We start from the raw sequence: 20,886 nt of genomic DNA on the forward strand, positions 1-20,886 counted from the left end.
CTGGCCGCTCCCTCGCACACCAGCTCTGGCTGCTGCATGAGGGAAGGAAAGCAGCAGACAACCCCCACCGCGCATCGCGTTAACGGTGCGCACTGTGGGGGTGTCGGTGACCTGGCAGCTTCACTGCCTGTGCGGGGCTGCGGAGACGTGCAGCCTGGGGCTGCTTAAGAGTTGTGTTTGATGCCCAGGCTGGAGGCGTGGTCGTTGATCTCCTCGGCCAGTTTGAGGTCACGTTCGGTGATATCGCCCACATCATGGCTGGTCAGGGTCACCTTGACAGATGAGTAGGTCAGTTCGATATCAGGGTGGTGGTTGGCTGCTTCCGCGGAGGCACCAATGAGGTTGACAAACTTCAGGCCGGTGGCGAAGTCGGCGCTCTCAAAAGTGCCGACGATGGTCTTGCCCACTGTTGACCAGCCCAGGCCGGACTGGTGGATCTGCTGCATGTTGACTCGGTCCTGTGGTGTATTCATAGCTCCCCATGGTGCATCACCTGATCCGGGTTCAGCACCCGTGGCAGCCACAATATTATGAAATCGTTATTGGTCGTTCATGTCCTACCGCCAGGCCTCAATCCCTTATCCCGACAGGTGATCAACAGCTGAGCGGCGAGGTCAACCCCGCCGGCAGGGGGCCTCCCACCTAAGCTTGGTTCCCATGAGCCTTCCCACCGTTGATGAGATCCTCGAGCGCGCCCATGTGGTGTCCCTGCCCATGAACGTGACCTTCCGGGGGGTGACCACCCGCGAGGCACTGCTGATCGAGGGGCCCGCCGGGTGGGGCGAGTTCGCCCCCTTCCTGGAATATGATGCGGCGGAATCCAGTGCCTGGCTGGCCTCCGGAATTGAAGCCGCCTGGCAGGGGTTCCCGGAAGCCCTGCGCAGCCATGTTGAGGTCAACGCCACCATCCCGGCGGTGCCGGCGCATGAGGTGGCAGCGGTGCTGGACAGGTTCCCGGGTTGCCGCACCATCAAGGTCAAGGTGGCGGAGAAGGGTCAGACCCTCGCCGATGACATCGCCCGTGTGAATGCGGTGCGTGATGCCCGCCCCGGCGCGGTGATCAGGGTGGATGCCAACACCGGCTGGTCAGTGGAACAGGCGCTGGAGGCCGCTCAGCAGCTCGGCCCGTTGGATTATCTGGAACAGCCCTGCGCCACGGTGGAGGAGCTCGCGGAGGTGCGCGCGACCCTGCAGCGCAGGGGCATCTTCGCCCGGGTGGCTGCAGATGAGTCGATCCGGCGCTCCGACGATCCCTACCGGGTGGCGGACCTGCGCGCCGCCGACGTGGCCGTGGTCAAGGTTGCACCGCTCGGTGGGGTGCGCCGGGTGCTGGAGGTGGCGGCGCACCTCCGCGCGCGCACCATGGACATCACGGTGGCCAGTGCGCTGGATACGGTGGTGGGCATGAACGCCGGCCTTGCGGCGGTTGCGGCTCTGCCGAAGCTTGACGACGACGACCTCATCGATGTCGCCCCCGCAGCCGCCGGCCTGGCCACCTCCCAGTTCTTCATCGAGGATGTGGCGGCTCCCCACCGCATCGTTGACGGATTCATGGACACCACCGTCATCACCCCGGAGCGGGACCGCCTGGATACCCTCGCCGCCACCGCGGACAGGCGTGACTGGTGGTTCAACCGGGTGCGTGAATCCTATTCTGTCCTGACGGCGATCTAGACTGTGGGGCATGTCCAGCACGCCTGCCCAAAAACTAGCCAGTGACGTCATCGAATCCCTGAGCCCGCACATCACTGACGTGGTGCTCTGCCCGGGTTCACGGAACTCGCCGTTGTCCCTCGAGGTGCTCTCGCGCGATGATCTGCGTGTGCATGTGCGTATCGACGAGCGCAGCGCCGCGTTCCTCGCCCTGGGGTTGGCGCGCATCCAGCGCCGCCCGGTGCCGGTGATCATGACCTCAGGCACCGCCGTGTCCAACTGCCTCCCGGCGGTCACGGAGGCGGCCCACGCGCATATCCCCCTGATCGTGGTCTCCGCTGACCGCCCTGCACAGCTGGTGGGCACCGGTTCCAGCCAGACGATCACCCAGACTGACATCTTCGGTGCCCTGGCACCGACCGTTTCGGTCGCCACCACCGCTGATGTTGAGCGCATCGCTGAGGCGCTGGCGGGTGGAACGTCGCAAAGCCCACGTCATATCAACGTGGCGCTGGATATGCCGCTGGTGAGCCCTGAGCTGCCGGAGCGCCACGGAGAGCGCCGCCCTCCGGTGTGGGAGCAGCGTTGGTTGGATCATGGTGAGGTGTCCGTGGATCTGGCCGAGAACACGTTGGTGATCGCCGGTGATGAGGCCTGGGAGATTGAGGCGCTGGCCGAGGTGCCCACCATCGCGGAGCCGACCGCGCCCGTGCCGTACCGCCCCGTACATCCGCTGGCGGCCGAGGTGCTGATCAAGGAACAGGTGTCCGCGGAGGGGTATGTGGTCAACACCCGCCCGGATCACGTGATCGTGGTGGGGCACCCCACCCTGCACCGTGGCGTGCTCAAGCTGATGACCGATCCGGGCATCAAGCTCACGGTGCTCTCCCGCACCGATGTGATCACCGATCCAGGCCGTCACGCCGACCAGGTGGGCACCCGTGTGAAGGCAACCGGTGCGCAGCAGAAACAGTGGCTGAAGATCTGCGATGCCGCTTCTGACCTGGCTGCTGAAGGGGTGCGTGAGGTCTTAGGCGATGATGCCCACGGCTTCACCGGTCTGCATGTCGCGGCCGCTGTTGCTGACACCCTGGGCACCGGTGACACGGTGTTTTGTGCGGCGTCCAACCCCATCCGTGATCTGAGCATCGCGGGGCTTCCGTTCGACGGCGTGGACGTGTTCTCCCCGCGCGGCACGGCGGGTATCGACGGTTCGGTGGCGCAGGCCGTGGGCACCGCACTGGCCGTGCAGTCCCGGCACCCCGATGAGATCCGCGCCCCGCGCACCGTGGCCCTGCTCGGCGATCTGGCCTTCCTCCATGATGCCGGCGGGTTGCTCATCGGCCCCGATGAACCCCGGCCGGAGAACCTCACCATCGTGGTGTCCAATGACAACGGCGGTGGCATCTTCGAATTGCTGGAGACCGGCGCCCCCGGCCTGAGAACCAGCTTCGAGCGTGCCTTCGGCACCCCTCATGATGTGGACATCGCCGCGCTGTGTGACGCTTATGGCGTGGACTACCGGCAGGTGGGCAACCTGCCGGATCTGATCACCGCGCTCGTGGACACCACGGAGGTATCCGGCTTCACCGTCATTGAGGCGTGCACGGCCCGGGACACCCGTCGGGAGCTGCAACGTGCCCTGACCTCAAAGGTCCGCTAGGTGGAGTGGGACAGGATCCGGCGTCGCGCGTACCAGCTCGTGATCGCCCTGTATATATCGGCTCTTCTGGGATGCAGCGCGATGGTGATCGGACCGTTCCTCAATGACCGCAGCATCGCCGCAGACCCCGGTCGCGCATTGGCGCAGGTCACCGATGTGGGTAGTTTCCGCACCACCGTGGATTTCCAGGACGAGAACGGCATTTTCCATTCGCCCGCGACCGGGTTGCTGTATCCAACGGGCCTGGGGGAGGGGCAGCGCGTATGGGTCAACTACGCCCGCACCTCACCTGACCTGGTGAAGGTTGAAGGCCGCGAATGGACACTCGCCATCATCCCCGCCTTGAGTGTGGGGGCTGTCGCCACCGTGATCGCCGGACTATTATGGGTTGCGGTCGGCTTCATCGGTGGAAGAACCAAGACCCGGAATGCTGTTTAACACTAAGTTCACCCCGTTTAGCCCAAGAATTAAACAAAGTTCTCGATAAAGCCATGTGGGGTTCATCGACCCGACGGCCTGATATGGAGATAATGAGACCCATGCGTGTAGCAATCGTTGCAGAGTCATTCCTTCCCAACGTCAACGGAGTCACCAACTCGGTACTCCGGGTTTTGGAATATCTGGCTGAGAACGGCCATGAAGCTCTGGTCATTGCTCCGGGGGCCAGGGAATTCGAAGAAGAGATCGGCGAGTACCTGGGATTTGAGATCGTCCGGGTCCCCACCGTCCGCGTCCCACTGATTGACTCCCTGCCCATCGGTATCCCCCTGCCATCTGTCACCACAGTCCTGCGTGACTACAACCCGGACATCATCCATCTGGCCTCACCCTTCGTTCTCGGAGGAGCCGCGGCCTTCGCCGCCCGCCAGTTGCGCATCCCCGCCATCGCGATCTACCAGACCGATGTCGCCGGCTTCTCCCAGCGCTACCACCTGGCACCTCTCGCCGCCGCCAGCTGGGAGTGGATCCGAACCGTCCACAACACCTGCCAGCGCACCCTCGCACCATCCTCCATGAGCATTGATGAACTCCGTGACCACGGCGTGAATGACATCTTCCACTGGGCACGTGGTGTGGACTCCGAGCGTTTTCACCCATCCAAGCGCTCCACCGAACTGCGACGCTCCTGGGATCCCACCGGACAGAAGAAGGTCGTCGGCTTCGTCGGCCGCCTCGCCTCTGAGAAGGGTGTGGAACGCCTGATCAGCCTGTCTGGTCGGGATGATATCCAGCTGGTCATCGTCGGCGACGGGCCAGAAGCCAAGTACCTGCAGGTGAAGATGCCGGACGCCATCTTCACCGGTGCCCTCGGTGGGGAGGAACTGGCGCGGACCTACGCATCGCTGGACCTGTTCGTCCACCCCGGTGAATTCGAGACCTTCTGCCAGGCGATCCAGGAGGCGCAGGCCTCCGGTGTGCCCACCATCGGACCACGGGCCGGCGGCCCGATCGATCTCATCGAGGAAGGCGTCAACGGACTGCTCCTGGACGTGATTGATTTCCGCGAGACCCTCCCGGCCGCAGCTGAATGGATTCTGGATAACACCCGCCATGACACCATGCGCCAGGCCGCACGTGAAGGCGTGAAGAACAAGAGTTGGAACGCACTGTGCGAGCAGCTGTTCCAGCACTACACCGATGTGGTGGAACTATCCCGCCGCATCCCACTGACCTTCTTCGGCCCCAATGCCGAAGTGGCCAGGATGCCACAGTGGGTGGCTCGAATGCTGGGGGTCCGCGCCGACTCCAAGATCCGCATTGATGCCTGAGACACCCTGGGTGCATGATCCCGGTGGTGGCATACACTGTTCAACGTGGCTAAGGCATCTCTAGACAAGGATCCGTTCGACGTTGCATCGATGTTCGATGACGTCGGAGACAAATACGACCTCACCAACACGGTGCTGTCCTTCGGTCAGGACCGCGTGTGGCGCAGACGCACCCGCGAGCGCCTCAACCTCAAGCCGGGGGAGAAGGTCTTAGACCTCGCCGCCGGCACGGCTGTCTCCACGGAGGAACTGGCTAAATCCGGTGCCTGGTGCGTGGCCTGTGATTTCTCCCAGGGCATGCTCGCGGCAGGACACGACCGCGATGTTCCCAAAGTGGTCGGCGACGGCATGCAGCTGCCCTTTGCCGACAACACCTTCGACGCGGTGACCATCTCCTACGGACTGCGCAACATCAATGATTTCCGCGCCGGGCTCCGTGAGATGGCGCGGGTGACCAAACCTGGTGGACGGCTCACCGTGGCGGAGTTCTCCACCCCGCTGATCCCCGTGTTCGGCACCCTGTACAAGGAATACCTCATGAGACTGCTGCCGAATGTGGCACGCGTGGTCTCCTCCAACCCAGAGGCCTATATCTACCTCGCGGAATCCATCCGTGCCTGGCCAGACCAGGAGGAACTGGCTCAGGAGATCAATGCCAACGGCTGGTCCGACTGCGGGTGGCAGAACCTCACCTTCGGCATCGTGGCCATGCACTCAGCCATCAAACCCTCGGTCTGAGAGACCAGGGGTGTGCTAGACGGTGGAGTTCCACAGCGGTGAACCCCGGCGGGCAGCGGTCACGGTACTGCCTGCCAGCCGCCAGCCGCGGGCGAGAATATCCCTATCCCCATCCGTGATGAGATTGCCCATCAGACGGGCCGCCGCCGGCATGACCGCCTTACGGAGTGGGCCGCGGAACGCCAGGGGACCCATGGCGGGAAGAAACGCCGGGTAGGTCAACAGGCGTGCTGCGGTACGCGCCAGCATGAAGGCCTCGCCATAATGGGTTTTCAGCACATGGGGCCACACGAGTGTGAGATCACGGCGGGGATGGGCCCCGATCAGTTCCACGGCAAGTTCGGCTGTCTCCAGGCCATAATCAATACCTTCGCCGTTGAGCGGGTTGACACACGCGGCGGAATCGCCGATGAGCATCCAGTTCGGTCCCGCAACATTGGACACCGCTCCGCCCATCGGCAGCAAAGCGGAGGCGACATCCTCCTCGGGGCCGAGCTGCCACTCCTCCCGCTGCTGGGAGGCGTAGAAGCTCAACAATTTCTTGGTATTAACCCGGGCGGGGCGCTGGTCGGTGGACAAGGCGCCGCAGCCCAGATTCACGGTGCCGTCACCCAGTGGGAAGATCCAGCCATAACCTGGCTGGACAGTGCCCTCCTCATCACGTAATTCGAGGTGGGAATGGATCCAGGGCTCATCGGACTGCGGGGATGCGCAGTAGGACCGGGCGGCAATGCCATAGACCTCATTGCGATGCCAGATACGGCCAAGTTTCTTACCGAAGGTGGAACGCACCCCATCAGCGACGATGACATGTCCAGCTTTGACCGTGTGGGTCTGTCCCCGGTGATTCACCTCCACGGCGCTCAGGCGGGAGCCGGTGAATACAGGGGTCTCGGCGGTGGCATTCTCCCAGGTGGTCACCTCGGGGTGGGACTGGGCGAACTCGAAGAGGAGATTATCGAAACCCGCGCGGGGCATCGCGGACCCCTGGGTGCCGAAGGGAGAGTCCGGCCAGGGTGCCTCCACGGAGCCACCAAAGCCGTGTAGCTTCAGTCCGCGGTTGGAATAGTCGGACGTGACCTGCTCGCCCAGACCCAGCTTGTTGAGCTGGTGGATGGCCCGGGGCGTGAGTCCGTCGCCGCAGGTCTTGTCGCGGGGGAACGTGGCGGCGTCGATAAGCAACGTTGACAACCCCAGGCGGGCAGCATAGGCCGCCGCCGCCGAGCCTGAGGGGCCGGCACCGATGACCAGAACATCAAAAGCAACGGAACCGGAAGAGGACACACCAGAAGTAACAGACACGCGATACATTGTCGCAGGAGGCAACGGGTGAAAGCCACCCCAGGGTGCTTCAGATGCCTGCTGTGGACTACGGTTGAACAAAAAGCTTCAACGTCCATTTCATGGTTTCGAACCGCACAAACTGGGGAGAAACCACTCAGATCACCAAAGGTAGCGATGAATGAGTAGCGGCCGAACCGTTCCAACCCGTTCCCACGGGCTCGGAAAAGAAGGTGCGTCAGGTAACGACGCAACTCAGGTCGAATTTGGTGATCCAGCGCTGACCGCACGGATCAACAATGCGATGCAGCAGGTGGAGAACACCCTACGTGAAGAACTATCCACAGGGGAGGACTTCCTCGTGGACAAAGTCATGCACCTCACCAGGGCTGGCGGTAAGCGTTTTCGTCCCATGTTCGCCCTCCTGGCCTCAGAGTTCGGTGAGAAACCACTGACCGAGCAGGTGGTGAAGGCAGCTGCGGTGGTCGAGATCACCCACCTGGCCACGCTCTACCATGACGATGTGATGGATGAAGCCACCATGCGACGTGGTGTGCCCAGCGCGAATGCCCGCTGGGACAACTCCGTGGCCATCCTCGCCGGCGATATTCTCCTTGCCCACGCCTCCCGGTTGATGAGCCAGCTCGGTGTGGAGACCGTTGCGCACTTCGCGGAAACCTTCGGTGAGCTGGTCACCGGCCAGATGCGTGAAACCGTCGGTGCACGCGGGGGAGACCCCATCGATCACTACATGGAAGTGATCCGCGAGAAGACCGGCGTGCTCATCGCCTCCGCAGGATTCCTGGGTTCACTGCATGCCGATGCCACCCCGGAACACGTGGATGCGCTGAAAAAATTCGGTGCAGCGGTGGGCATGATCTTCCAGATTGTGGACGACATCATCGATATCTTCTCCGACACCGATGAATCCGGAAAGACCCCGGGCACTGATCTGCGCGAAGGTGTGTTCACCCTGCCCGTCCTCTACGCCATGCGTGAAGACACAGAGGTGGGTGCCGAACTGCGCAGCGTCCTCACCGGTCCCGTGGAAGACGATCAGACCGTTGACCATGTCCTGACCCTCCTGGCGAAGTCCGGTGGGCGTCAGGCAGCCCTGGCTGATGTCCACCACTACATGGATATCGCCAACACCGAACTGGACCGCTTACCCGACAACTCTGTCAAGGACGCCCTGCGTGAACTTGCCGTATTCACCGTCAGGCGCGTGGGTTAGTTCCTTTCCGCGTGGTGCGGTGGGGCGGTCGAACCTGCTCCATCGATCCCTCTTTTTCACCTGCTTGACCAGCTGATTTGTATAAACGATGGTGTGTCATAGTAGAGTATGTAGCGCACCAAGCGGTGCATGCCAGATTGCCCGAGCGGCCAATGGGAGCGGACTGTAAATCCGTCGGCTTGCGCCTACGTAGGTTCGAATCCTACATCTGGCACAAATAACACCCACCGAATTAATTTTCGGTGGGTGTTTTTGTGTTCCCGGAAGCCTGACGGACTCAGGGGTGGGTTCGGCGGTTACGGGGCGTGGGCGGAGGGAACGTACATAACGTCACAAGATTTCCGTGAATAGGGGCCGTTTCTTCCAAAATCTTGTGACGTTATGTACGGCAGGGGCCGTTTGAGGCCCTCATGGAAGGTTCATGGGCGATTTGCAGGGACCTTGCGGGGCACGCGCATGCGTATCTGTGGGGAACCCGTGGGCATCTGAGGTCGGCTCAGGGAGGGGGCTGTGATCCCCGGTGGTTCTTTCCCCGGGCGCGCATGAACCGGGTGTGGACTTGCTCCGGGGTAGGCCGATCAAGGAGCCCGTGCCCGAACCCACTGCCGAGAACAGCGGTGGGGAGGGGAAGATGGGCCGTTTCGGGGTCCTTGGCGAGTGCGCACGCAACATGGCACGTTAACGAGTGTTTAAAGGCCACTAAAAAGGGCTGTTAAGCTGCGGATTTGTGTTGTGAAGGCACTTCGGGTTAATCTTCTTAAGGCTTCAACGGAGCGGGGCAAACAATAAAGCCCCATAAGTTCCCAGTGAAGCCGATGCCCCCTTAGCTCAGTCGGTAGAGTGTCTCCATGGTAAGGAGAAGGTCAACAGTTCGATTCTGTTAGGGGGCTCAATTGTTTTTCTCCTGCGGCACCCAACCGGTTCATCGTGGGGATGAACAATAATGGCGGTGTAGCTCAGTGGTAGAGCAAGCGACTCATAATCGCTGTGTCGCGGGTTCAATTCCCGCCATCGCTACCGCGAAAAACCCGTCAAGGGTGCAGCGCCGAAAATAGGTTTCATGAATATGAATCTGGTTCGGTGCTTTTCGCAACAACCCGGATAGCTTGAGGGTCTGAGATCGCGTTTGATGCGTAATCGTAGGATTCTGGTAGTGTTATCCGTGCTGCAGAACACTGTAGCGCATAGGGGCGTAGCTCAATTGGCAGAGCAACGGTCTCCAAAACCGTAGGTTGCAGGTTCAAGTCCTGTCGCCCCTGCAAGATTTTCAACCCGAGGAGTGCTTTGAGCGACGATCAGAACTCTGGCGTAGGCGGGACCTCCCGCCCCACTGGTAAGCGTCAGTTGTCCGGTGTCTCCACTTCCTCATATGAGGCCAAGAAGGCTACAGTAGCTGCACCAACCCCAACCACCGAGAAAAAAGTCGGCGGCAGCGTGGTTAGCTTCCTTCCAGAGGTCTACTCTGAGATTCGCAAGGTCATCTGGCCTACCGCACGTCAGATGGTCATCTACACCATTGTGGTGCTGATCTTCTTGGTTATCCTCACCGCCCTCGTATCAGGTGTGGATTTCATCGCAGGCCTCGGAGTTGAGAAGATTCTTACTCCATAGGTAGGATGAACACATAAGCTTTAACATCCCGCTGGATCCGCAAGGAACCGGCGGGATGATTTTTTGTCACACCCTCCCGCCTACATGGGCCGATGGATGTCAACGGTGGATTCGGGAAGTAGCATGGATCCCAGAAGCGTTAGTCAACGCAGACATCCACGGTGACATGACCGGCAGTGGGGTCGGGATGACCAGAACAGACAGGTTTGGAGAACACGCAAGATGAGCGAAGAGAACAACAACGGGTTCGCCGTTGAAGATGCCTTTGAAGAGACCACCGAAGGGGCCGTTGAAGAGCAGGCCGTACAGGCCGCGGACCTTGAGATCGGTGAGAGCTTCGAAGAGGCACCGGCTGAAAATGATGAGTCCAACGCCGGTGACCTCGCGCAGGCTGCTGCCGCACTGGGTGACACCGGTGAGGTAGACGCCGATGCGGAGTACAAGACCCGCCTGCGTCAGTTCACCCGCGATCTGAAGAAGCAGCCAGGATCCTGGTACATCATCCAGTGTTACTCCGGTTATGAGAACAAGGTGAAGGCAAACCTGGACATGCGTGCCCAGACCCTGGAGGTGGAGGAGGACATCTACGAGGTTGTCGTCCCCATCGAACAGGTCACCGAGATCCGTGATGGCAAGCGCAAGCTGGTCAAGCGCAAGCTCCTCCCGGGATATGTTCTGGTCCGCATGGAGATGAATGACCGCGTCTGGTCTGTTGTCCGTGACACCCCCGGTGTGACCAGCTTCGTGGGCAATGAGGGCAATGCCACGGCCGTGAAGCACCGCGATGTGGCGAAGTTCCTCATGCCTCAAGAATCCGCTGTCACTGCCGGCGAAGCAGCGCCCACCACCGCCGAGGGTGAGCAGCTCGTGGCCATGCCGACTGATTCCTCCGCACAGCAGGTATCCGTTGACTTCCAGGTCGGCGAGGCTGTCACCATTCTCACCGGTGCATTCGCGTCTGTCTCTGCGACGATCTCCTCCATTGATGTTGAGAACCAGAAGCTCGAAGCCCTGGTGTCCATCTTCGGTCGTGAGACCCCGGTTGATCTCAAGTTCGATCAGGTTGAGAAGGTCAGCTAGTCCGAACATAAAGACAAACATCAACCCCCATGGGGATCCGACAGGTTGTGTCGGAGTTCTCCATGGGGGTTGAAGTCTGTTCTGGTCCTGCTTGTGCGTCGATAAGCGCTTTAATGCCTGGACGCCTGCGACCGCAGGCCGTCCAGATAGGTGATGATCAGCCACCGCCGCTGCTCCGGGAGGACCCGCTGGGCGGTGTTGGGGCGGGAGACCACGGTGATGCCGAACATGAAATCGTGGAGCTGGAGATCGTGGGGGACATAACCGTACTGACGGGCCTTGGTGAGGATCTGTTGCAGGGGTTCGGCGCCAGCGGGCTGCGAGTCGGAATCACCGGTCATGGCGATGCCACGGTCCGCCAGCTCCTGGACGAACCTGGTCCAGGCACCCCACGGGTCCATGGGCCAGGCGGAGAGGTGCTCGGTGATCATGGTCCGGATATTTGTGTGAACCAGTTCGGTTACGGCATGAACCAATGACTCCCGGTCAGGGAAGTGACGGTGAAGGGTGGCCACTCCGACGTCGGCGCGGACAGCAATGGTGCGGAACGGTACCCCGGCTCCCTGTTCGTGGAACAGTGTTTTGGCGGTCTCCACGATCTGATCGCGATTTGTCTTGGCGTCTGCCCTCACAGCTTATGTCCTTTCCTGTGTTTTCCACTGTCAGATATATTAAACGGCTTTTACGCTGTGCATGCAGTGTTTGAGACCGGGCATCGGAGGCCCACGGTTTAACTCCATGAGCACTTTGGTTTTCCCGAACCCGCCGTGTAAAGTGGACAACCGCATGTTTTCTGACATGCAATCATACGTTCATCCCCGGTGGCCCGGTTACGTGACGATCCAACGCAGGACCTCAGAGAAGGTCTGTTGGTAGCGGCATCGAGCATCCGGACGGGAGTGTTGCGGGGTTTACATCGTCCCCAGCGCCCCCGGTAACAAGGAAGCAGGTCAAACGATGGCTCCGAAGAAGAAGAAGGTCTCAGGCCTCATCAAGCTGCAGATTCAGGCTGGACAGGCTAACCCTGCTCCTCCTGTTGGTCCTGCACTGGGTGCCCATGGTGTCAACATCATGGAATTCTGCAAGGCTTATAACGCAGCAACCGAGAACCAGCGCGGCAACGTGGTCCCAGTTGAGATCACCGTCTACGAAGATCGTTCTTTCGACTTCAAGCTGAAGACCCCACCAGCTGCCAAGCTGCTGCTGAAGGCCGCTGGCCTGCAGAAGGGCTCCGGCGTTCCGCACACCGATAAGGTGGGCAAGGTTTCCATGGCTCAGATCCGCGAGATCGCCGAGACCAAGCAGGAAGACCTCAACGCACGCGACATCGACGCCGCTGCAAAGATCATCGCCGGCACCGCCCGCTCCATGGGTATCACCGTCGAGGGTTAATCCCCACCTGTGATGAGAGGCTGGGCCGCACCACTTAGGTGCGGCCCACCCCGGGTGCCTCACCTAGGTGCGACCCACCCAGGGGGCGCTCCACCGGGGCGCCGCCCACATCACCGCATGGCCAGCCTCCACGCAGGGTTTCCCCTGCAGGTTGGTCACGCACCACTTGAAACTTTCCTGTGGCAGGGCCAGCTCCGGCCCGCAGACCACAAATTCCGCGAAAGGGAATTACATAATGAGCAAGAAGTCCAAGGCATTCCGCGAAGCCGCCGCCAAGATCGACGGTGGCCGCGAGTACACCCCAATCCAGGCTGCTGAGCTGGTCAAGGAGACCTCCTCCAAGAACTACGACGCTTCCGTCGACGTTGCCATCCGCCTGGGCGTTGACCCACGTAAGGCTGACCAGCTGGTCCGCGGCACCGTCTCCATGCCAAACGGCACCGGTAAGACCGTCCGCGTTGCAGTCTTCGCTGCAGGCGAGAAGGCCACCGAGGCTGAGGCTGCCGGCGCTGACTTCGTTGGCACCGATGAGCTCGTTGAGAAGATCCAGGGCGGCTGGACCGACTTTGATGTCGCCATCGCAACACCGGACCAGATGGCCAAGATCGGCCGCATCGCCCGCGTCCTGGGCCCACGTGGTCTGATGCCTAACCCTAAGACCGGCACCGTGACCAACGATGTCGCCAAGGCCATCGAAGAGGTCAAGGGCGGAAAGATCTCCTTCCGCGTTGACAAGGCGTCCAACCTGCACGCTTCCATCGGTAAGGCATCCTTCGATGCCAAGGCACTGGCTGAGAACTACGGCGCTCTCATCGATGAGCTCGTCCGCATCAAGCCTTCCTCCTCCAAGGGCATCTACCTGAAGAAGATCACCCTGTCTTCCACCACCGGTCCTGGTGTTTCCGTGGATACCCACATCACCAAGAACTACGCTGGCGAGGCATAAACAGCCCCGACCCGTATGGTGTGACGCCTTCTTTTTCTCTGTTCGGGGAAAAGGAAGGCGTTTTTTCATGCTGGAGACGCTTGGCAGCGCTGGGTATGCCTTCATGGACCTTTTAGGCTGGACAAGTTTTCGCTGTTCATTGGGGTATTTTCATGGGAAGGGATAGTGGGATTTAAAGTTATCGACACAGTGTTGTTAAGATATCGACATAGCGTCGGTATCTTATCTGAATCGGCGTCGACACACCCCAATACCACCTGGAGTTAATTTCCATGTTTCTAGCTTGGCGCGACATGCTTTTTGCGCGCACCCGATTCCTGCTCATGGGCCTCGTCCTGGGTCTGATGTCCATTCTGATCGTGATCATCTCCGGTCTGACCGCCGGCCTGACCAATGACGGTATCTCCGGCCTCAAGGCCCTTGAAGCTGATGTCGTCGCCTTCGAAGAGGGTACCCAGACCGACTCCGCCTTCACCCGTTCCGTGGTGAACGTCAACGACGCGGATATCCTGGCTCAGGCCGATGGCGTAGAGGAGGCAACCCCAATGGGGCTGTCACTGATCAACGCCCGCAACCAGGAAGGCACCCCGATCGATCTCACGCTCGTCGGTGTGGATCCTGATTCCTTCATCGCACCTGAGGGCCTGCCTGCCATCAGTGCAGATCGCATGCCTGGTCAGCCGACCCCAACCGCCCACGAAACCATTGTTTCCGGAACCCTGGCGGATTCCGGCATCGCTCTCGGCGACACCATCACCGTGGACCGTCTGGAGATCGAATTCACCGTCACCGGTTTCACCGATGATCAGCGCACCTTCGGCCACGTTGACCTGGCCTATGTTCCGATGGACACCTGGCAGGAGGTGCATGCCGGTGCCCGCGCCGGTGAAGCACCTGCAGAGCGTTCCTATGAGGAAGCCTCTGTCATCGTGGCAAATGCCCCCGGTGTAGACCTGGAGGCTCTGGCCGCAGAGACCGGCCTGGATACCCGATCCCTCAAGCAGAGTTATGATTCTTCCCCGGGTTATACCGCGGAAACCATGACTCTGACCATGATCGAGTGGTTCCTCTACATCATCACCGCACTGGTCACCGGTGCGTTCTTCCTGGTCTGGACCATTCAGCGCTCGGCTGATATCTCCGTCATGCGTGCGATCGGTGCAACCCGCGGATTCCTCCTGCGTGACAGCCTCGGACAGGCCGTGGTCATTCTCGCACTGTCCATCATCGTGGGCGTATCCCTCGCGGTGGGGCTCGGCCTCTGGCTCGAAACCACCGCCATGCCCTTCGCCACGGAATGGCAGTCTGTCCTGGGTGGTGCCGCAATGCTGTTTATCTCGGGACTCATCGGTGCATTCATTGCTGTTTACCGAGTCACCAAAACCGATCCACTCACTGCCCTGGGAGAGAACCGATAATGACTACCCCTGCACTCATTCTTGATAATGTCCGCGTCAGCTACGGTGACGGTGATTCTGAGGTCCATGCCCTGGATGGGGTCTCCCTGAGCGTCAACCCCGGTGAATTCGTGGCAATCGTGGGCCCCTCAGGATCCGGTAAGTCCACACTGCTGGCAGTCGCCGGCGCCCTGACCTCACCGCACTCCGGTGATGTCCGGGTCGCGGGGGAGTCCATCACCGAGTACTCCGATAAGGAACTCGCACGTATCCGCCGCGAGCATATCGGGTTTGTGTTCCAGTCCTCTGGAAACCTGCCTTCTGCACTCAAGGCCCATGAGCAGCTGGAATTGGCCGCCCGGGTTCTGGGACGCCGCGGCCGCCGCAGCAATGATGAACTGTTGGAAGCTGTGGGTATGTCGCACCGCGCCAACAACCGCCCTGCCACCCTGTCGGGTGGTGAGCGTCAGCGCATCGGTATTGCGCGGGCGTTGGTGGGTGGGCCCAACGTATTGCTTGTCGACGAACCAACAGCCGCCCTCGACCGTAACCGCGCACATGAAATCGTTCAGCTGCTTGCCAGCGAATGCCATGAGCTCGGTGTGGCCGGTGTCATGGTCACCCATGACCTTGACGTGATCGAGCACTGTGATCGTGTCTATGACATGGTTGATGGAAGGCTCACCGCCAGGGACTAGGCTTCACTATATGCCTAAGATTTCAGAGCCCACCGTCACTGAACACCGCGCGTCCCAGCACCGTGCAGTGCTCCTGGCTGCGGAGCGGCTGATCGTGGAATCAGAGGGTAAAGTTCCCACCATCGCCGAGGTTGCTGCGGAGGTGGGACTTGCCCGCTCCAGTGTCTATCTTTATGTCAGTTCAGGGAAAGACCTGATCATTCAGCTATTGGTCAGGGCCATCCCGGCATGGTTGGACAGACTTAGCGGCGAGTTGGAAGTCGCGGGCCCGGACCCATCCGAGCGCCTGGCAGCCTATGTCCGCGTGACACTGCGCCTGTTTGTGGAAGGTTCACACGGACCGTTGATGTCTGCGGCAAGTACCCTGCCGGAAACCTTCATGGATGACCGCGTCCAGGAGTCCCATAACAGCCTGGATCCGGCGCTGCTGGAATTGTTGGGGGATGAGGTCACGGTGATCCGCCCCTTGATCGATGCCATGATCAACCGTGGTGCGGAGATGGTCAACCAGTCTGTCGCGGACTTCGATGAAATCTCAGAAATACTTCAGCGGATGGCGCGCGCTGCCCTGAAATGACCGGCCAGGCTGGACCATGTACCCCCTCAATCCCCTCTGATCGCTGGGTTTGAGGGGGTCAATCTATTTTCGGGTGGACTGCCCGGCACTGGATTAAACGACGGGGGTAGCGTGGGGCCCGTGACTAAGTTATCTCAAGAGAGACCTCGTGCGGTGGTTGTGGGATCGGGGCCCAATGGACTCACAGCGGCGTGTCTACTTGCCCGGGAAGGCTGGCAGGTGGATGTCTATGAACAAGGCCCGACACCGGGGGGTGCGGCGCGCTCGGCGCCGGTACTGGGGGAGGGAACCACCGTGGACCTGGGGTCCGCGGCGCACCCTTTCGGTATCTCATCCCCGGTGTTCCGGGAGCTTGATCTGGAGGCGCACGGGCTGGAATGGGCCCATTCCCGTTATGCCATGGCGCACCCACTCGATGGAGGGCGCGCAGCCTTCCTCAGTCGTGGCGTGGAGAGAACCGCCACACAGCTGGGGGAGGATTACTCCAGGTGGCGGAAACTCCATCATCCTTTCACCCGGGATATTGATCAGCACCTGGATAACGTCCTGGGTCCGGTGATCCGGGTGCCGAAACATCCGGTGAAGATGGCGGCGTTTGGCACAGTGGCCTTGCTTCCCGCCCGCGCCCTGGCGCGCGCGACCTTCGAGACAGAAGAGGCCCGGGTTCTCTTCGCCGGTTCCGCGGTACACGCGATCACCCCACCTGATCGGCCCATGACCTCATCCTTCGGCCTTCTCTTCAGCGCATTGGGCATGGCGAGGGGCTGGCCGGTGGCGGTTGGGGGTTCACAGAGTGTGGTCGATGCACTGGTGTCCGTCCTGCATGAACACGGTGGGACGATCCACACCGACCACCCTGTGGAGGATCTGGCGGAGTTCGAGGACGCCGAGGCGGTTATCCTCAACCTCACCCCGAACCAGGTTGCCCGCCTGAAGAACGTGGAGCTTTCCCGCAGGGCGAAAAGAATAATGAAGAACTGGAAATACGGTCCCGGCTCCTACAAGCTGGATATTCTCCTGGACGGACCCATCCCCTGGACCAATCCGGAAGTGGGGGAGGCGACCACCGTGCATGTCTGTGGCGGTCTGGATGAGATCCAGATGGCGGAGGCCGATGCGGCTGCCGGGCGGGTACCGGATAAACCCTTTGTGCTGGTGTGTCAGCAGCAGGTGGCGGATCCCACCCGGGCGCAGAATGGTGAGACCGTGGTCTGGGCCTATGCCCACGTTCCGCAGGGATATGTGGACAAGCGTGCCGCCACCCTCATTCTCAAGCAGATTGAACGCTTCGCCCCGGGGTTCCGGGATCGGATCCTCAGCGTGGTGGAGAACAATGCTCAGGATCTTGAAAATTGGAACCCGAACCTGGTGGGGGGTGATGTCGGTGGCGGAGCAACCGCCGGGGTGCAGATGATCCGCCGTATGCCGTACAAACTGGGGCCGCGTCTCTACATGGCCTCCTCGTCCACCAGTCCCGGCGGCGGAGTGCACGGCATGCCCGGAGCCTGGGTGGCCCGTGCCGTGCTGCGCGATCAGGAGTAGGCACTCCCATGACACCCGTGGTGGAGGCGAGGGGACAGGCGGTCATCAGTCAGCAGGCAGATCGCTGGCGGTTGAGCGTGCAGGTGCACGTCCGCAGTGCGCCACGTCGCACCCAGGCGGTAGCCACCATTCAGCGCACGCTTGAGGCACTGGCCGGGGTGGAGTTGACCGCGGAGCGGGTAGAAGACGGCGCGGCCTTCGATCCGGAGGGCGTCATCGCCGGGTGGTCCGGTGTGATCACCGGATCGGTGGATGGGACCGGGCAACTGCGGGAACTGGTCTCCAGATTGGCGGGTGTGGCCGATGTGGAGATGCACGGTCCCCGCTGGGAGTTGAGCACCACAGCTGAGCAGGAAGGCCGGGCGAAAGCTCTGGCATCCGCCAGTGGGGTGGCGCGTGCTGATGCGGACGTCATCGCCCGCGCACTCGGGGGCAGCTGCGGGAAACTGATCCGCGCCACCAGCGACCAGAGCGTCAACAACTTCGGAACAGAACGCGCGGTCATGGCCATGGGGGTGTCCCGCACCATGGGTGAGGCGCTTCCGCCGCGGGTGATGGAACTCAGACTGGTGCCGGATCTCATTGATGTCCGTGCGCAGGTGGCTGTGAGCTTTCTTTTTGTTCCCGATCCCTGATCTGTTCCACTGTGGTAGGAGGGCGGATTTGCTTTACTGCCTGACGGATGACTAGTGTGAGAGACCGAAGTTTGAACAACCGGGATTTTCCCGGTTGAACTCAAGGTTCACCGAAGACCGTTGGTCATCCGCTTGGCGGATCGAAGGCTTCCATTCTCTGGAACGGCCCACGCAGGAGACACTTTGACGCCTTAGGTTCCCTTATGTGGAATATGATGCGCCCTGTGCTCTTGCACGGGGCTTTTTTCATGGGCTAATCCTCAGGATTTACTCATGGTCAAGGTCCCGCGGATCAGTAGATACATATAAGAGGAAAGGAGGCGAAGTAATGGCAAACCCAAAGAACGAAGCATCTCTGGCAGAGCTCAAGGCACAGTTCGCTGAGACCGATTCAGTCGTTCTCACCGAATACCGTGGCCTGACCGTAGCTCAGACCACTGAACTGCGACGCGCACTTGGCAATGATGTCCAGTACTCCGTCGCCAAGAACACCCTTGTTAAGATCGCCGCTAATGAAGCTGGCGTCGAGGGCCTTGATGATCTCCTGACCGGTCCGACCGCTGTTGCCTTCATCAAGGGCGAAGCAGTCGATGCCGCAAAGGTGCTGAAGAAATTCGGCGACGACAACAAGGCATTCGTAGTCAAGGGTGGCTACATGGATGGCAATGCTCTGACCGCAGATCAGGTCAAGGCAATTGCTGAGCTGGACAACCGCGAGACCACTCTCGCGAAGCTTGCCGGCGCCATGAAGGGCAACTTGGCAAAGGCCGCAGGCCTGTTCAATGCCCCTGCTTCCCAGGTTGCGCGCCTCGCGGTTGCGCTCCAGGAGAAGAAGGACGCTTAAGTCGCCGCTCCAGGCGCAACAGTTTTACCCCAAACTTTTTCGGGCGTGAATTCGCCCCAACAGAAAGGACGCCATCATGGCTAAGCTCACCAAGGACGAGCTCATTGAGGCTTTCAAGGAAATGACCCTCATCGAGCTCTCTGAGTTCGTCAAGGAATTCGAAGAGGTCTTCGAGGTCACCGCTGCTGCTCCAGTCGCAGTTGCTGCTGCAGGCGGCGCCGGCGAGGCTGCTGCTGCTGAAGAGCAGTCCGAGTTCGACGTTGTTCTCGAGGATGCAGGCGCCAAGAAGATCGGCGTGATCAAGGCTGTCCGCGAGCTCGTCTCCGGTCTGGGTCTGAAGGAAGCTAAGGAGCTCGTCGAGGGCGCACCTAAGGCTATCCTCGAAGGCGCAAACAAGGAAGACGCTGAGGCTGCCAAGGCTAAGCTCGAAGAGGCTGGCGCAAAGGTCACCCTCAAGTAAGAACTTTCTTACTTGCATCTTCACAGATGCTTCTGAAACCCCCGTTGTCACGACCCTCAAGGGTTGTGGGAACGGGGGTTTTCCCATTCGGCAGGCTATAGCCGTGTGGGTGCGGGCAAGCGGGGCGTCGATAAGCATATGGCGTTATTGAAGGGCGGGGGAGGGGCTCAGGTAACATCGTCCGCATGCTGCCTAAAACCAGGATCTTCTCCGCGCTGCTGCTCGGGATTGGTGTGGCACTGATTGTCTGGGGCCTCGTGGCACCGAGATTTGTGCACGCTGATGGTCGACTACCTCTGGACCTCGACGCCACCACCTATACCCTCATCGATGACAACGGGCAGACCCGGTTGAACTCAGATCCGGAGGCCGGTTTGGTGGAGACCCCCATCACCCGACAGCTCCATTTCCAGGTGATGGATCCGGCGGACGCCGAGGAAGCCACCCTGCGCGTCGGTGATATCCACCTGCATGGCACCGAGGGGGTGGACGGCAACGAGCAGGAGAGGCTGCTGTCAGCGTCGGTCTACAGCTTCCGGGTGGACCGCTTCAGCGGTGAGATCCTGTCGGAGGTGGCGGTGACCGACCAGCTGGCCAGCCCCACCCTGAACTATCCCGTGGACGGGATCTGGCTGAAGTTCCCCACCGACGCGGAGGAGACCTCCTACCAGGTTCTGGACCCCACCCTGCGGCAACCCCGGCCGGCTGATTTCATCGGCTCAGACGAGGTGGACGGGCGCACGATCATGCACTACCGGCAGGTCATTGACACCGCCAATGTGGCTGAATCCTTCGCCGACCCCTCCAACACCACCACGCTGACCCGTGAGGACGGTGGCACCACCACCGGATACCTCTACCATGACGTGACCCGTGACTTCTGGGTGGATCAGCGCACCGGTCTCGTCGTGGACATCTCTGAGCGTATTGATGACTTCTACGGCGACCGCAACGGTGAGAAATACGATCAGGTTTTCCTCTTCGAGGGTTCATTGTCTCAGGAGCAGGCGGAAGATCTGAGGGCCCAGGCGGAATCCATTCCGGACGGTGAGGTCTCGCGAGTGGCCAATAGCATCGGCATCGGTGTCGGAGTGGTTCTGGTGCTGATCGGTCTCCTGGGATCCTTCGGTGTTTTCGGGCTGTTCAGCAGGAAGCGTTCCTAGTTCATAACTGTTCATCACTGTCCATAACTCTGGATAATATGCACGTCAGTGGGCTTTTCTCACAGGTAACACCAGTAGGAGGGGCCTTTGAATTGCGAAAAACCCACCGATGTTTGTTAGGGTGCTCATTTGAGAGGGAAACAGAGATCTCTGGTGGACGCTCAAGTGCTGTAGGCCACCGCAGGTGATGATGTGAATCAGGA

General features: G+C 60.7%; 21 protein-coding genes and 4 tRNA genes. 22 read left to right on the forward strand and 3 right to left on the reverse strand.

The window, feature by feature from the left end; genetic code table 11:
- Positions 1–164: 164 nt before the first annotated feature.
- Positions 165–473, reverse strand: coding sequence for a 4a-hydroxytetrahydrobiopterin dehydratase (locus CFAEC_RS01935; protein WP_290278303.1), 309 nt, complete (start codon positions 471–473; stop codon positions 165–167).
- 184 nt (positions 474–657) lie between these two features.
- On the opposite strand from CFAEC_RS01935, the gene CFAEC_RS01940 reads away from it, so the two are divergent.
- The 5 genes from CFAEC_RS01940 to CFAEC_RS01960 all read left to right on the forward strand — a co-directional run bounded on the left by CFAEC_RS01940 (position 658) and on the right by CFAEC_RS01960 (position 5,823).
- The gene (locus tag CFAEC_RS01940; RefSeq protein ID WP_290278305.1) at positions 658–1,674 is read left to right on the forward strand and encodes an o-succinylbenzoate synthase; all 1,017 of its coding nucleotides are present in this window, start codon (positions 658–660) and stop codon (positions 1,672–1,674) included.
- 10 nt (positions 1,675–1,684) lie between these two features.
- Positions 1,685–3,316, forward strand: a complete 1,632-nt coding sequence (gene menD, locus CFAEC_RS01945; protein WP_290278307.1) for a 2-succinyl-5-enolpyruvyl-6-hydroxy-3-cyclohexene-1-carboxylic-acid synthase — start codon at positions 1,685–1,687, stop codon at positions 3,314–3,316.
- Positions 3,317–3,754, forward strand: a complete 438-nt coding sequence (locus tag CFAEC_RS01950) for a DUF3592 domain-containing protein (RefSeq protein ID WP_290278308.1) — start codon at positions 3,317–3,319, stop codon at positions 3,752–3,754.
- Between the two features lie 101 nt (positions 3,755–3,855).
- A complete protein-coding gene (locus CFAEC_RS01955; RefSeq protein ID WP_290278309.1) occupies positions 3,856–5,085 on the forward strand; it encodes a glycosyltransferase family 4 protein in 1,230 nt (409 codons plus the stop codon).
- A gap of 45 nt (positions 5,086–5,130) precedes the next feature.
- Positions 5,131–5,823, forward strand: coding sequence for a demethylmenaquinone methyltransferase (locus CFAEC_RS01960; RefSeq protein WP_290278310.1), 693 nt, complete (start codon positions 5,131–5,133; stop codon positions 5,821–5,823).
- Between the two features lie 15 nt (positions 5,824–5,838).
- Here CFAEC_RS01960 and CFAEC_RS01965 read toward each other — a convergent pair whose 3' ends face one another.
- Positions 5,839–7,134, reverse strand: coding sequence for a geranylgeranyl reductase family protein (locus CFAEC_RS01965; protein WP_290278312.1), 1,296 nt, complete (start codon positions 7,132–7,134; stop codon positions 5,839–5,841).
- A gap of 151 nt (positions 7,135–7,285) precedes the next feature.
- Between CFAEC_RS01965 and CFAEC_RS01970 the strand changes: the two genes are divergently transcribed.
- The 7 genes from CFAEC_RS01970 (at position 7,286) to nusG (ending at position 11,029) form a co-directional block, all read left to right on the forward strand.
- Entirely contained in the window at positions 7,286–8,338 is a 1,053-nt protein-coding gene (locus CFAEC_RS01970; RefSeq protein WP_290278314.1) for a polyprenyl synthetase family protein, read from the forward strand.
- A 131-nt stretch (positions 8,339–8,469) separates the two neighbouring features.
- Positions 8,470–8,552 (forward strand) — tRNA-Tyr (locus CFAEC_RS01975).
- A 603-nt stretch (positions 8,553–9,155) separates the two neighbouring features.
- A tRNA-Thr gene (locus CFAEC_RS01980) sits at positions 9,156–9,228 on the forward strand.
- Positions 9,229–9,283: 55 nt separating this feature from the next.
- Positions 9,284–9,355, forward strand: a tRNA-Met gene (locus CFAEC_RS01985).
- 169 nt (positions 9,356–9,524) lie between these two features.
- Positions 9,525–9,597: transfer RNA gene (locus CFAEC_RS01990), tRNA-Trp, on the forward strand.
- A 25-nt stretch (positions 9,598–9,622) separates the two neighbouring features.
- Positions 9,623–9,949: a preprotein translocase subunit SecE gene (gene secE / locus CFAEC_RS01995; protein WP_290278316.1), complete on the forward strand. Its 327-nt coding sequence runs from the start codon at positions 9,623–9,625 to the stop codon at positions 9,947–9,949.
- Positions 9,950–10,171: 222 nt separating this feature from the next.
- Entirely contained in the window at positions 10,172–11,029 is an 858-nt protein-coding gene (gene nusG / locus CFAEC_RS02000) for a transcription termination/antitermination protein NusG (RefSeq protein ID WP_290278318.1), read from the forward strand.
- A 110-nt stretch (positions 11,030–11,139) separates the two neighbouring features.
- Here the strand turns inward: nusG and CFAEC_RS02005 are convergent, their stop codons facing one another.
- On the reverse strand, positions 11,140–11,661 hold the full coding sequence (locus CFAEC_RS02005; protein WP_290278320.1) for a TetR/AcrR family transcriptional regulator: 522 nt from the start codon (positions 11,659–11,661) through the stop codon (positions 11,140–11,142).
- A gap of 325 nt (positions 11,662–11,986) precedes the next feature.
- On the opposite strand from CFAEC_RS02005, the gene rplK reads away from it, so the two are divergent.
- The 10 genes from rplK to pgfA all read left to right on the forward strand — a co-directional run bounded on the left by rplK (position 11,987) and on the right by pgfA (position 20,683).
- Positions 11,987–12,421: a 50S ribosomal protein L11 gene (gene rplK / locus CFAEC_RS02010; protein WP_290278322.1), complete on the forward strand. Its 435-nt coding sequence runs from the start codon at positions 11,987–11,989 to the stop codon at positions 12,419–12,421.
- A gap of 235 nt (positions 12,422–12,656) precedes the next feature.
- Positions 12,657–13,367 (forward strand): 50S ribosomal protein L1, encoded by a 711-nt coding sequence (rplA, locus tag CFAEC_RS02015; protein WP_290278324.1) that lies wholly within the window; start codon positions 12,657–12,659, stop codon positions 13,365–13,367.
- A gap of 272 nt (positions 13,368–13,639) precedes the next feature.
- Positions 13,640–14,785 carry an ABC transporter permease gene (locus tag CFAEC_RS02020; protein ID WP_290278326.1) on the forward strand — a complete coding sequence of 382 codons (1,146 nt, stop codon included), beginning with the start codon at positions 13,640–13,642 and terminating at the stop codon, positions 14,783–14,785.
- Complete coding sequence (locus CFAEC_RS02025; protein WP_290278328.1) at positions 14,785–15,462, forward strand: ABC transporter ATP-binding protein; 678 nt, start codon at positions 14,785–14,787, stop codon at positions 15,460–15,462. Before CFAEC_RS02020 ends, CFAEC_RS02025 begins: the two co-directional genes overlap by 1 nt.
- A gap of 10 nt (positions 15,463–15,472) precedes the next feature.
- Positions 15,473–16,039, forward strand: a complete 567-nt coding sequence (locus CFAEC_RS02030) for a TetR/AcrR family transcriptional regulator (protein ID WP_290278330.1) — start codon at positions 15,473–15,475, stop codon at positions 16,037–16,039.
- A 120-nt stretch (positions 16,040–16,159) separates the two neighbouring features.
- Positions 16,160–17,581, forward strand: coding sequence for a phytoene desaturase family protein (locus CFAEC_RS02035; RefSeq protein ID WP_290278332.1), 1,422 nt, complete (start codon positions 16,160–16,162; stop codon positions 17,579–17,581).
- Positions 17,582–17,589: 8 nt separating this feature from the next.
- Positions 17,590–18,216 carry an SIMPL domain-containing protein gene (locus CFAEC_RS02040; protein ID WP_290278334.1) on the forward strand — a complete coding sequence of 209 codons (627 nt, stop codon included), beginning with the start codon at positions 17,590–17,592 and terminating at the stop codon, positions 18,214–18,216.
- A 328-nt stretch (positions 18,217–18,544) separates the two neighbouring features.
- The gene (gene rplJ / locus CFAEC_RS02045) at positions 18,545–19,060 is read left to right on the forward strand and encodes a 50S ribosomal protein L10 (protein WP_290278335.1); all 516 of its coding nucleotides are present in this window, start codon (positions 18,545–18,547) and stop codon (positions 19,058–19,060) included.
- Between the two features lie 76 nt (positions 19,061–19,136).
- Complete coding sequence (gene rplL / locus CFAEC_RS02050; RefSeq protein WP_290278336.1) at positions 19,137–19,520, forward strand: 50S ribosomal protein L7/L12; 384 nt, start codon at positions 19,137–19,139, stop codon at positions 19,518–19,520.
- Positions 19,521–19,705: 185 nt separating this feature from the next.
- Complete coding sequence (gene pgfA / locus CFAEC_RS02055) at positions 19,706–20,683, forward strand: cell envelope lipid trafficking protein PgfA (protein ID WP_290278338.1); 978 nt, start codon at positions 19,706–19,708, stop codon at positions 20,681–20,683.
- Positions 20,684–20,886 lie beyond the last annotated feature (203 nt).

Source organism: Corynebacterium faecale (assembly GCF_030408735.1).
In the GTDB taxonomy this organism is placed as follows: Bacteria; Actinomycetota; Actinomycetes; order Mycobacteriales; family Mycobacteriaceae; genus Corynebacterium; species Corynebacterium faecale.